Annotated in this window: 15 protein-coding genes; 10 read left to right on the top strand and 5 right to left on the bottom strand. The window is 37.2% G+C overall.

Annotation, left to right across the window (positions count from 1 at the left end):
* The first annotated feature begins 104 nt into the window (after positions 1 to 104).
* Genes H8B17_RS09030 through idi form a run of 10 tightly spaced genes read left to right on the top strand, consistent with a single transcriptional unit; the run spans position 105 to position 7,555 of the window.
* The gene (locus H8B17_RS09030) at positions 105 to 767 is read left to right on the top strand and encodes a MarR family winged helix-turn-helix transcriptional regulator (RefSeq protein WP_190308863.1); all 663 of its coding nucleotides are present in this window, start codon (positions 105 to 107) and stop codon (positions 765 to 767) included.
* Positions 764 to 2,245, top strand: a complete 1,482-nt coding sequence (locus H8B17_RS09025; RefSeq protein ID WP_190308862.1) for a phytoene desaturase family protein — start codon at positions 764 to 766, stop codon at positions 2,243 to 2,245. The genes H8B17_RS09030 and H8B17_RS09025 overlap by 4 nt, the downstream gene beginning before the upstream one ends.
* Complete coding sequence (locus tag H8B17_RS09020) at positions 2,242 to 3,078, top strand: phytoene/squalene synthase family protein (protein WP_190308861.1); 837 nt, start codon at positions 2,242 to 2,244, stop codon at positions 3,076 to 3,078. Before H8B17_RS09025 ends, H8B17_RS09020 begins: the two co-directional genes overlap by 4 nt.
* A complete protein-coding gene (locus tag H8B17_RS09015; protein WP_223816526.1) occupies positions 3,078 to 3,533 on the top strand; it encodes a hypothetical protein in 456 nt (151 codons plus the stop codon). Before H8B17_RS09020 ends, H8B17_RS09015 begins: the two co-directional genes overlap by 1 nt.
* 3 nt (positions 3,534 to 3,536) lie before the next feature.
* Positions 3,537 to 4,004 carry an SRPBCC family protein gene (locus H8B17_RS09010; RefSeq protein WP_190308859.1) on the top strand — a complete coding sequence of 156 codons (468 nt, stop codon included), beginning with the start codon at positions 3,537 to 3,539 and terminating at the stop codon, positions 4,002 to 4,004.
* A 1-nt stretch (position 4,005) separates the two neighbouring features.
* Positions 4,006 to 4,467, top strand: a complete 462-nt coding sequence (locus H8B17_RS09005) for a sterol desaturase family protein (protein ID WP_190308858.1) — start codon at positions 4,006 to 4,008, stop codon at positions 4,465 to 4,467.
* Positions 4,461 to 5,162: a lycopene cyclase domain-containing protein gene (locus H8B17_RS09000; RefSeq protein ID WP_190308857.1), complete on the top strand. Its 702-nt coding sequence runs from the start codon at positions 4,461 to 4,463 to the stop codon at positions 5,160 to 5,162. The genes H8B17_RS09005 and H8B17_RS09000 overlap by 7 nt, the downstream gene beginning before the upstream one ends.
* Positions 5,143 to 5,709, top strand: a complete 567-nt coding sequence (locus H8B17_RS08995; protein WP_223816451.1) for a lipocalin family protein — start codon at positions 5,143 to 5,145, stop codon at positions 5,707 to 5,709. The genes H8B17_RS09000 and H8B17_RS08995 overlap by 20 nt, the downstream gene beginning before the upstream one ends.
* Entirely contained in the window at positions 5,699 to 7,006 is a 1,308-nt protein-coding gene (locus tag H8B17_RS08990) for a cryptochrome/photolyase family protein (protein WP_190308856.1), read from the top strand. The genes H8B17_RS08995 and H8B17_RS08990 overlap by 11 nt, the downstream gene beginning before the upstream one ends.
* Positions 7,007 to 7,024: 18 nt before the next feature.
* Entirely contained in the window at positions 7,025 to 7,555 is a 531-nt protein-coding gene (idi, locus tag H8B17_RS08985) for an isopentenyl-diphosphate Delta-isomerase (RefSeq protein WP_190308855.1), read from the top strand.
* A 240-nt stretch (positions 7,556 to 7,795) separates the two neighbouring features.
* Here the strand turns inward: idi and H8B17_RS08980 are convergent, their stop codons facing one another.
* From H8B17_RS08980 to H8B17_RS20825, 5 genes are all read right to left on the bottom strand, one after another.
* On the bottom strand, positions 7,796 to 8,188 hold the full coding sequence (locus tag H8B17_RS08980) for a RidA family protein (RefSeq protein WP_190308854.1): 393 nt from the start codon (positions 8,186 to 8,188) through the stop codon (positions 7,796 to 7,798).
* Between the two features lie 95 nt (positions 8,189 to 8,283).
* A complete protein-coding gene (locus H8B17_RS08975) occupies positions 8,284 to 8,847 on the bottom strand; it encodes a Crp/Fnr family transcriptional regulator (protein WP_190308853.1) in 564 nt (187 codons plus the stop codon).
* A 259-nt stretch (positions 8,848 to 9,106) separates the two neighbouring features.
* A complete protein-coding gene (locus tag H8B17_RS08970; RefSeq protein WP_190308852.1) occupies positions 9,107 to 9,631 on the bottom strand; it encodes a GNAT family N-acetyltransferase in 525 nt (174 codons plus the stop codon).
* 132 nt (positions 9,632 to 9,763) lie between these two features.
* On the bottom strand, positions 9,764 to 10,567 hold the full coding sequence (locus H8B17_RS08965; protein ID WP_190308851.1) for a GNAT family N-acetyltransferase: 804 nt from the start codon (positions 10,565 to 10,567) through the stop codon (positions 9,764 to 9,766).
* A 5-nt stretch (positions 10,568 to 10,572) separates the two neighbouring features.
* A complete protein-coding gene (locus H8B17_RS20825; protein ID WP_317170998.1) occupies positions 10,573 to 11,709 on the bottom strand; it encodes an ASCH domain-containing protein in 1,137 nt (378 codons plus the stop codon).
* Positions 11,710 to 11,734 lie beyond the last annotated feature (25 nt).

Below are 11,734 nucleotides of genomic sequence, written 5' to 3'. Positions count from 1 at the left end.
GTAATATGGGAATGGGGTATGAATGCGTGTTCAAAATAAATATTAAAAAGTATATATTTATACTTTTTAATATTTTATTGGTATACTTGTATTTTAATTTTGATATGAAATACGATATTTTGCGAAATGTTATCGATCTTCTTGAAGAATTTGACGAACACAATTTCCCTAGCGGAATATTCCCTAACGATATTGAAGGCTTTAAGCAATGGTTAGTTGCGAATTATAAAGCTGAGCAAAGAGATAATGAGCCTAATTGGGATGGAAAAGAAAAGGGACGTAGTGCAGAAAGTGTAATTAGCACATTAATTGTCCATATGAACCGATATGCCAAGAGTTATTCAAAATCCGCAATATTCGGTTCAAGTTTTTCTACACAAGAAGATTTCATTTACCTCATTAACTTGAAAGCTTTCGGAGAAATGGCCAAAATGGACTTGATAAAAAAGAATGTTCATGAAAAACCTGCCGGAATAAAAATTATCAATCGATTAATCGCTCAGGGCTGGGTAAATCAAACTGATTCCGAGATCGATAAAAGAAGTAAAGTTTTAAGCATCAGCAATAAAGGGCTTGAGGTTTTAGAAAATCAAATGGACAGAATCAGAAAAGCAACTGAAATAGTTACAGGAAATTTAACATATATCGAAAAAATGGAATTGATTAGGTTGCTCAATAAGCTTGATGATTTTCATAAACGGATCTATGATAAAAATATTGAGTCCGAGTATTTGTTGAATGAAGTCTTAAAAGATAGGGGAGTATGAAGAAAAAAATAGCCGTTATTGGTTCTGGTTTTTCTGGCCTGTCTGCTGCGGCCTATATAGCAAAAGCAGGGAATGAGGTTCACGTATTTGAAAAACACGACCAACCAGGAGGAAGAGCAAGGCAATTTTCTACCGAACAAGGTTACGTCTTTGATATGGGACCAAGTTGGTACTGGATGCCTGACATTATGGAAAGCTTTTTTGCCGATTTCGGTTACAAAATTTCTGATTTCTTCGATTTGATTTCGTTAAACCCGCAGTTTGAAGTGGTTTTTTCAGAAGACAAAATCAGTGTTCCCAAGAATCTAGAAGAACTTAAATTCTTGTTCGAACAAATTGAAACGGGTGCAGGACTACAATTGGAAAAATTCATGCAATCGGCCAAATTCAAGTATGAAGTCGGAATGCAGAATTTCGTGAATAAGCCGTGCCACAATTGGGCGGAATTCATTTCTCCAAAAATAGCTAAAAGTGCAATTAAATTGGATTTGCTGACGGGCTTCAGAACCTACGTTGCCAAATACTTTAAAAGCGAAAAGCTAAGGACATTGATGGAATTTCCCGTAATTTTTCTCGGTGCTTCTCCAAAAAATATTCCTGCGTTATACAGTTTGATGAATTATGGAGGTTATGCTTTGGGGACACATTATCCGATGGGCGGTTTTTATCAATTGGTACTGGCGATGAAAAAAGTAGCCGAAAGGCAAGGCGCTGTTTTGCACTTCAACAAAACCGTTGAATGTATAAACACGGATAGCGGCACGGTAAGATCTTTAACTATCAATGGCAATATCTATGAGTTTGATGCTGTAATTGCTTCTTCGGATTATCATCATACAGAAACGCTTTTAAAAAAAGAGTACAGAAATTATTCTGAAGCATACTGGAAAAACAGAACATTTGCACCATCAAGTTTGATCTATTATTTGGGCATCGATCAAACCATTCCCAACCTGCAACATCACACACTCTTCTTTGAGAATGATCTGGACGAACATATTGATTCTATCTATGGCGAGACAAAATGGCCCGAGAAACCTCTGTTTTATACTTGTTGTCCCTCCAAAACAGACAATACCGTTGCTCCCCACGGTAAAGAGAACCTGTTTCTTCTGATGCCATTGGCGATCGGAATCAACGATGGAGAATTTAAACGGGAAAAATATTTAACGGAAATGCTTTCAAGGATTGAAAGACATACAGGCCTAACCGATTTACGGTCAAAGATCGAATACAAAAGAAGTTATTGTGCCAGCGATTTTGTTTCCGACTACAATGCCTATGGTGGGAATGCTTACGGATTGGCAAATACGCTCTATCAAACTGCGGTTTTAAAACCTAAGATAAGAAATAAAAGATTGAAAAACTTATTCTATACCGGTCAATTGACCGTTCCCGGCCCCGGAGTTCCCCCGTCCATTATATCGGGTAAAATTGTAGCGAACGAAATAATCAAGCTTAAACAAGAAAAACTATGAAACAGCTGTTTGACGAACTTTCTTACTCGGTAAGCAAGATAACGACCCAAAAATATAGTACAAGTTTTTCCCTGGGTATTTTAGCGCTGAAACCGTCTATTCGTTCTGCAATATATGCAATATATGGGTACGTGAGATTAGCAGATGAAATCGTGGACAGTTTTCATGGGTACGATAAAGAGAAGCTATTGAATCGCTTAAAAGTAGAAACCTACGACGCACTGCATGAAGGAATTGCGCTCAACCCTATCCTACAATCGTTTCAGGAAACCGTAAATCAGTATAAAATTGACAAAAGTCTGATTGAACAGTTTTTACATAGTATGGAAATGGATCTGCAGAAAATAGATTACAATTCAGAACTATACGAAGAATATATTTTTGGCTCAGCGGAAGTAGTTGGACTGATGTGTCTGCAAGTTTTTACAGATGGGAATATGGAAAAGTATAGTGAATTGAAACCTTATGCAATGAAACTGGGATCAGCTTTTCAAAAAGTTAATTTTTTAAGGGATATGAAAGATGATTATCAGATTTTGGGCAGAACTTATTTTCCGAATATTGATATGTGCATATTTGATAATTATGTAAAATGTCAGATTGAAGAAGAAATAGAGGAAGAATTTAAGGAAGCGTTGATCGGCATTAAGAAATTACCCCATTCATCTATGTTCGGCGTGTATCTGGCCTATAAGTACTACCTTTCTCTGTTCCAAAAGATAAAAAGAAAATCTTCCAAAGAGATATTGAACAATAGGATTCGCATCCATAATTCCGAAAAAGCTTATCTAGCTTTCAAAAGTTATGTAAGATATAAAGCAGCTTTTCTGTGATGAAATTTCTTGGTTTACTAATATCGGCTATATTCTTTTTGATAAATTTTAATGGAACAGGTTTGGATGTAGTAAGGGCTAACTACAACAAGGTGGTATCAGATAAAGAATTGTGCGAAAAAATGATTGCGGATTTGGATAAAGCAAAACATAATTCGGCTACTCATCTGGCTTATTTAGGTGCTTTGCAAACCATTTGGGCAAATCACATCTTTAGTCCTATAAGTAAACTAGGTACATTTAAAGAAGGGAAGAAAAACATCGAGCAGGCAATCAAAAAAGAACCTGCCAATGTGGAATTAAGGTTTATCCGATTTTCGATTCAAAAAAATGCTCCCTCTTTTCTGGGATATAAATCAAACATACATGAGGATACCGAATTTATTAAGGAAAACCATCACCAAATCGGGTCGGAGATTTTGCGGAAAAATATAGAAACACTTTTAAAAGACTAAGCAATGAAACATCAATTATATAGGGAGCAACAATTGTATTGCGATATCGAAGCAGCTTGGGATTTTTTCTCTTCTCCCAAGAACCTTTCGAAAATCACACCCAAAGATATGGGTTTTACTGTGCTGTCTGATTATAACAGCGAACAGATTGCTGAAGGAATGGTTATCGATTATATCGTTTCGCCGTTGCTGAAAGTTCCGTTGAAGTGGAGAACGAGAATTACTCATGTGGAATCAAATAAAAGCTTTACTGATTTTCAGGAGAAAGGACCTTATAAATACTGGAGCCATTTTCACGAATTTATCCCCAATAAAGACGGAGTGCTGATGAAAGATACGGTAGATTATGAATTGCCTTTCGGCTTTTTGGGGAAGATGGCACATCTACTTTTTGTGAGAAAGAAATTGGCGGACATCTTTGATTTCCGATACGACGTTTTAGAAAAACTTTTTAACACAATAAAGAACTGATATGGCTTTTTTAATCGTATTGCTCACATTTACATTAATGGAAGGGGCAACCTGGATCATCCACAAATATGTTATGCATGGATTTCTTTGGGTTTTGCACAAAGACCATCACGACCACAGCAATGAGGGCGTTCTTGAAAAGAACGACTATTTCTTTGTCATATTTGCTATACCGACTATTGCTTTGATGTATTTTGGATCGTTAGAAAATTTCAATTATCTGTTTTTTATCGGATTGGGCATTATGCTGTACGGAATGGCTTACTTTTTTGTGCACGATATTTTTATCCACCAACGGATTAAATTTCTTTCCCGAACCCAAAGCCCCTATTTTTTGGCACTGCGAAGAGCACACAAACAACATCACAAGCATATCGGCAAAAGAGATGGCGAGTGTTTTGGTTTTCTATATGTGCCTTTCAAGTATTTTAAAATGTATTTTAACTCCGAGAAAAAATGTTAGCATATACTTACTCATTAGTGTTGCTTTTTACGGTCATCATATGTTTCATCGCATCTTACGATAGACGAATTCGCTTTAACCGTTATTTTGGATCGTTTATAAAATCTGCGATTTTGGTTGCTATACCATTTATTTCTTGGGATATATGGTTTACCGCAAAAGGTGTTTGGTGGTTCAATACAGATTATACACTGGGATTAGTGATAGCGGGTTTGCCTCTTGAAGAATGGCTTTTCTTTATTTTCATTCCGTTTTCATGCGTGTTTACCTATTTCTGTTTTGATAAGTTTTTCAAGTTAGGATGGCTATCCGGCTTTAATAACCTGATCGTTTTCGTTAGTGTGATTGTCTGTTCGGTTATGGCTTTGTTGCATTATGATAAAATCTATACACTTTTGACGGCTATCGCCACTATAGCAACTTTAATTTACCTACATTTCATTGCACAGGCAGATTGGATTGGCAAGGCATCTTTGGTGTTTACGATATTGATGTTAGGTTTTTTTCCTGTAAATGGCGTGCTGACTGGAACTGGGATCGAAACACCTATCGTAAATTACAATCCCGGAGATTTTCTAGGCATACGAATACTAACGATACCAATTGAGGATGCTGTTTATGGATATACTCAATTTCTTTTGGTGCTTTATTTTTTTAAAAAATTTAGACAAACGCATGATGAAAGCAAAAAATAAAATTTTAGTTGTAGCCTGTTCCTTGGGATTTCTTGCTCTTTTATATTCCTGTGCCTCGATTCCAAAAAAGGCAAAAGCGGTCGAAAACTTTGATGTAAATAGATATCTGGGGACGTGGTATGAAATTGCCCGTTTTGATTTTCGTTTTGAAAAGGATTTGGACAATGTTTCCGCCCAATACAGCCTGAATGAAGATGGTAATGTCACTGTGTTGAACAGCGGTTATAACTATAAGAAAGAGAAATGGAAAAAAGCGGAAGGCTTAGCAAAATTCAGAGAAGATAAAGATACTGCTAAATTAAAAGTAAGTTTCTTCGGCCCCTTTTATGCAGGATACAATGTAATAGCAGTAGATGAAAATTACCGATATGCCTTGGTTGCGGGGAAAAATTTAAAATATTTATGGATTTTATCGAGAACAAAAGGTATTCCGGACGAGGTCAAAACAAACTATCTGAAAATTGCGAGACAGATTGGCTATGATACCTCTAAACTGATTTGGATAAAGCACGACAGGAACGATAATCCATTTCTGAATGAAAAGTAAAGTCTCTATTTTTTGGTTTCGCAGAGATCTACGTTTGGACGATAATGTAGGGTTATATCAAGCCCTTGCTTCTGAATTTCCCGTGTTACCGGTTTTTATTTTTGACGAAACCATCTTAAATAAATTAGAAGATAAAAAAGACCGGAGGGTTGACTACATCCATCAGGTACTTTTGGCAATAAATAACGAATTGAAGACATTCGACTCAAGGCTGAATACATTTTATGGCAACCCGTTCGATGTTTTTAAGATGCTTTCTGAAAAACATGCTATTCAGGGTGTTTTCTGCAATCGTGATTATGAGCCGCAAGCCATTAAACGAGATAAGGAGATTCACCAATTTTTCGACGAACAAAACATTCAATTTAAGGCATTCAAAGATCAGGTCATTTTTGATAAAAATGATGTGATGAAAAACGACGGTACACCCTATACGGTTTATACACCGTATTCAAAAAAGTGGAAAAAGCTATTGACCGAAAAGAATTTTAAATCGCATAGCCCTGATTTCACTAATTTTTTCAGACAGGAGTTTGACACACTTTACGCATTGAACGAAGTTGGTTTTGAAGAAACAGATATTACGTTCGAACCTCCAAAATTGGATTCAAAAATCATGGACGAATATGACAAATTCAGGGATTATCCGGCAATGCAATGGACAACAATGCTGAGCATCGCTCTTAGATTTGGAACCATCAGTATTCGTAAATGCGTAGCTTTTGCAATGAGCCATAATCGAACATGGCTGAATGAATTGATCTGGCGGGAGTTTTTTATGCAGATTCTGTATCATTTCCCGAAAGTAGTGACCCAGTCTTTCAAAGCGAAATACGACAACATCAAATGGCGAAACGATGAGCAAGATTTTGAAAAATGGTGCAGGGGAGAAACTGGCTACCCAATTGTAGACGCCGGAATGCGACAATTAAATGAAACAGGATATATGCACAATCGGGTTCGGATGATTGTAGCGAGTTTCCTATGCAAACATCTATTGATAGATTGGCGTTGGGGAGAGGCTTACTTTGCTCAAAAATTGAATGACTATGATTTGTCCGCTAACAATGGAAATTGGCAATGGGCGTCGGGTTCAGGTTGCGATTCTGCACCTTATTTCAGGATTTTTAATCCAACCATTCAAATGCATAGGTTTGACAAAAAGTTGGAATATGTTAGAAGATGGGTATCCGAATTTGGAACTGAAGCTTATCCCCAACCGGTTGTAGAGCACAGCTACGCAAGAGACAGAGCGTTGAAGGTATATAGTGAAGCTTTGCGGAAAAGCAATCAATAACTTTTTAATTACAGTAAAATGGAAAGAAATAAAGTAGTACTGGTCGATGAAAATGATAATGCAGTTGCTGAAATGGAAAAGCTGGCTGCACACGAGCAAGGGTATCTTCACCGGGCATTTTCGGTATTTATATTTAACGATCAGGGAGAGCTTCTTTTACAGCAGCGAGCAAACCACAAGTACCACGGAGCCGGCTTATGGACAAACACTTGTTGTTCACATCCGCAATTAGGAGAAAACGTTGCTTTAAGTGCACAAGAGCGATTAAACTATGAAATGGGAATAGAATGTGATCTAAAGTTGGTATATACCTTTATATACAATGAGCCTGTTGAAAATAATTTGACTGAACACGAGTTAGATTATGTTTTTGTTGGATATTCCGATCAAAGCCCTGCTTTAAATATAGATGAAGTTCAGGATTATAAGTGGATGAACGAAGAGCAAATTCTATCCGATATACGAAATAATCCATCGCGTTACACGGTTTGGTTTAAACAGGCTTTTCAAGAGTTGCTTACAAAAATTAATAAAGGTAAAAAATTATAATCTCTGGAAGCACATCCGCCAACACTCCGTTAGGGATAATTATGTCTTGGGTCTGCTTTGCCATAACTGATAATTGTTGATTAGTGTGTTTAATTTTATAGAGGTGTCAATATACAGCACACGCTGAGGTTTTGAAAGAAAATGGAGAATATTTATGTATCAGAGGCGGTTAGAAATATTCTTGGGGTAGAAGGGGTAAAAATTAGGTAAGCTCGCGCAGCACTGCGCGAGCAGTTTGATTTACTTGGCTAGAGTAGCCTCAAACTCAATATTTAGTGTTTCGTACAGTGAGTTTACTTCCATGGCTGTAAGTGCAGTCTGTACATTATTTTTTTTAGCCCAGTTTGTGTACACGTCAAAACAGGTCGCTAATAATTCTTCTGTAGAGGTTGAATAAATGGTTAATCGAACGATGTTTGTGCATTCATAACCAGCTTCGGAAATAACATTTTCAAGATTCTTTAGCGCGATGTTCATTTGAGTTTTCATATCTGCATCGCTGGAAGTCCCATCTGGAAGAACGGCCGCCTGCCCTGCACAAAATAGCATACTTTCAGTTTGTTTCACTTCTACAGCTTGCACATAACCCCGGTCTTCAGACCAAGTCCACGGATTGATGATTCTTTTTTGCATCTCTGTTTTTATTTAGAAAATTATAATATTGCAAAGATGAATGAACAAGGGCCTAATCCGCGTGACATAGATCACTATTTAGATTATCACGTTTTTTATGTAGTTAGTCTGCTGAGCCTTTCCCTTGAAACGCCTAGATAAGAGGCTAGTAGTTTTTTTGGAACCCTTTGAAACAAGGAGGGATAGCGATGGAGCAATTGTTCGTAACGTTCCTTTGCGCTTGAACTTAGCAACGATAGTATCCTTTGTTGAGATGCAATATGCCCAGATGTCGCTTTTTGTAAGAAAAATGAAACAATTTTTGGCAATGTCTCGCACAAACGCCGAAAGTCTTCAAAGGTTATACAAAGAACCTCGGTATTTTCCAGACACTGTAGGGACATGGTTGCCCTCGATGCGGAATAGAATGCATAATAATCAGTTTCCCACCAATCTTCCATAGCGAATGAGAGTATATGTTCTTTACCTGACATGTCGTGATAGATCAGTTTTAAAAGCCCTGAAATAACAAAATAAGTGTGCTTGACTCTTTCGTCCTGACGAATTAAAAATTCATTTTTCTTAAACTTTTGTGTCGTGAAATGGGCTATGATTAATGAAAACTCATCGTCAGTGAGCGGTATTACCTCTTCTATATGACGTTTTAACTCGTGGTACATCTGACAAAGAAATTGAATATTATGCAATATACATTAATAAAGCGGTTTGCAATATAAGCTTAGGGTCTCTCGTCATGCATCCCAATTTACGCTACCATTCAGAATCGGGATGATCTCCATCGGTGGATATCAACCGAACAGCAAATCTAAAGCGTTAGATCTTTCATAAATGGTCTTGTTTTACGTATTATGCGTTTTATTAAATCTGTCTCGCACTAAAGGTAGCAACTCCTTTATTCGGTCAGAAGATATCGAATATTCATAGCTGTTTCTGTATTCTATACCAATTAAGCCGTATACCATCCAATTCAAAAGCTTCAATGAAGGTAAATCCAACCTTTCTCAAGATTCTATTTGACCCATCGTTTTCTTGGTCTGCAATAGCATAGATTTCGTTTAACCCAAGTATCTTAAAACCGTATTCAATAGAAGCTAAAGCTGCTTCAGTAGCGATACCGTTTCCCCAATATCGCTTGATCAATCTATACCCAAGATCATAATAGTTTGTATGCCCATTTGTCTCATCAGTAACATATTTAAGACCTGACCATCCGATAAATTGATTCGTCTGTTTGTCGATAATCGCCCATCTTCCGATTCCAAATTTAACATATTGATTCCTAATGAATTCTATAGCGCGGTAAATTTGATCTTTATCGTCCACAGGGTTGTTGCCTAAATATCTATGTACATCTGGGTCGGAATCCAGTTCAAACATGGCATCAACATCCGTCGGAAGTATTTCCCTTAAAATCAAGCGCTCTGTTTCTGCATATATTTTCATACGTATTGCTATTCTATATTATATTCCTGTCCAAACCAAACTATTCCATCCATACAGCAAGGATTCATTGGCTTTAATTTGCCTTTCACATCGGGTGACAGTAACTCGACAGTTTGAAATTGCAAGTCTATTCTATCCATAGTTTCCTCCGATTCGACTATAGATTTGCTTCGGAAGCCACTGGGTTTCTGTCCCATAAACCATTCGTATAGCTGTAAAATCTTGTGGTATAAACCCATTATCTTTCAGAAAAGCATTCCCAATGGTGTTATCTTTAGGTAGAACAGCCGTATCAATTGTACTATATTTGAGTTCCATCAATGCCATGCCGGCACGTTCGGTTATAGCATAAATCGGTCCTTGTCCGAGTTGTGGAAAATAATATCCTTCAACTCGTTCTCCCTCTTTGAAAATTATCGCCCGGTTAAGATGACCGTTGATCAGTTTTCTTCGGACTTCACCATTAATTTGTTGATCTAATTCAAGAATTTGCTCGTATTGTGCTGGTGTTGCTGATAACAATTGATCCGATAAAGATCTTTCTGACCATACATGTTCCCTCTTAAAAAATTGATAAGCACCAACAGTTTTAAATCCGGCTTTCTTATAAACTGGGGAACCGAGATCTGTCGCAATCAAACTGATCGACATTGCCCCATTTTTGGCCGCCAAGTCTATTAAATGTTTTACGATTTTGAAACCGATCCCACGACCACGGTACGATTCATCTACGATGATATGACCCAGCCAAGCTGAATTTTGGTGTAATATTAGAGCTCCAACACCGATGATTTTGTTTTCAAAAACAACTTTAACAGGCCTACAAAAAGATTGAAGACAGTATTCCATGAAGTAAATGGTAATGTCACCCCATCCTTCTGGTTGGAGATGACGGGTTGAAGGCAAATCTTGGAGGGTGAGTGGGTGTATATCCATGTTTTTTAGATTTTCGGCCAAATCGTCTCAAAGTATTCGCAGACAAGTTCCATATCGATAGTTGGCTTCAAATTATGCTCGCTCAATTCGCGCGTATAGTAAGCCCAATGGACTTCTTGCCAATAACCTAAGCTTTTATCACCTTCACCTTCTATAAAAGCATATTCCGGCGTAACATCTTTAAATTGAACTATTTCCACTTTAATGGTTTTAATAATTGCCTTGGGAGATCCATCCCAACCGGTCACGATAGCTAAGTCTCCGATTGCAGGTAGTTTTTCTTCGTTGATTTGCAATCCAGATAAAGAGTGTGTAGTAGCCTGTTTAATGCCTTCTTGTACAAGTTCGGCACATTCGTCTGCATCCTTTTGGTTATCACAAAAGTAATAGGACGGTGGAATTTCTACCTGCTTATGCTCTGAATTTTGGTCTTGGAATTTATTCCAAAAAGCCTCGATTACATCAACCTCCATGTGTGCTTTTACTTCGCCATGTGTAAAATGAACATTATAGGATTTACCCTCATTTTCGATAATTCCCGTAAGCGGGTTTGGTTTAATGAGAATTTTAGTTGGGAACCATGTTTCTTTTACAAGATAATTTGGCATCAAAAATAACCCTTCCTGCGAACCATTAGCGGCAAATCTTTCCTTGTCACCTTTCCAAAAAATAGTTCCTAAACTATCTTCAAGTTGCTGGTTTGTTTTTGAAATATTATCCGTGCCTAAACCAATCTCATTAACACAGAGAAAATCTCCAATGCTAAATTGCTTATTCGAATGGTTTTGTAAGTCATGACGTACAATACATTCTGCAATATTTCCGGCAGCATCGTAGAAATAAAAAGAATGTGCGTTCCAAGTATCGAAAAACACCACCTTTTCATCTCCTTCTGCAGCTATGATATCCACTTTGGGTGACAGCCATTGCATCGCCTCCAACAACTGATTTGCAGGAATCAGAAAACAATAGTGATACTTATAGTCCTCCATGCTACGCTGAAAGTAAAACTTCGTCCAACCTAACTGTAGCCAAAACGTATCATTATCTTCTTGATAGACAGTAAAGCCTAATGTGGTTTCAAAAAAATGCTTTTGTTCCGCTATTTTATTTGTATATAATTTAAGCTCCCTAATTTTCACCGATTATATTTTTTTGTTGATAAGT

The organism is Sphingobacterium arenae (genome assembly GCF_014692505.1).
Classification (GTDB): domain Bacteria; phylum Bacteroidota; class Bacteroidia; order Sphingobacteriales; family Sphingobacteriaceae; genus Sphingobacterium; species Sphingobacterium arenae.
This window is presented reverse-complemented; position numbering and strand designations above follow the sequence as displayed.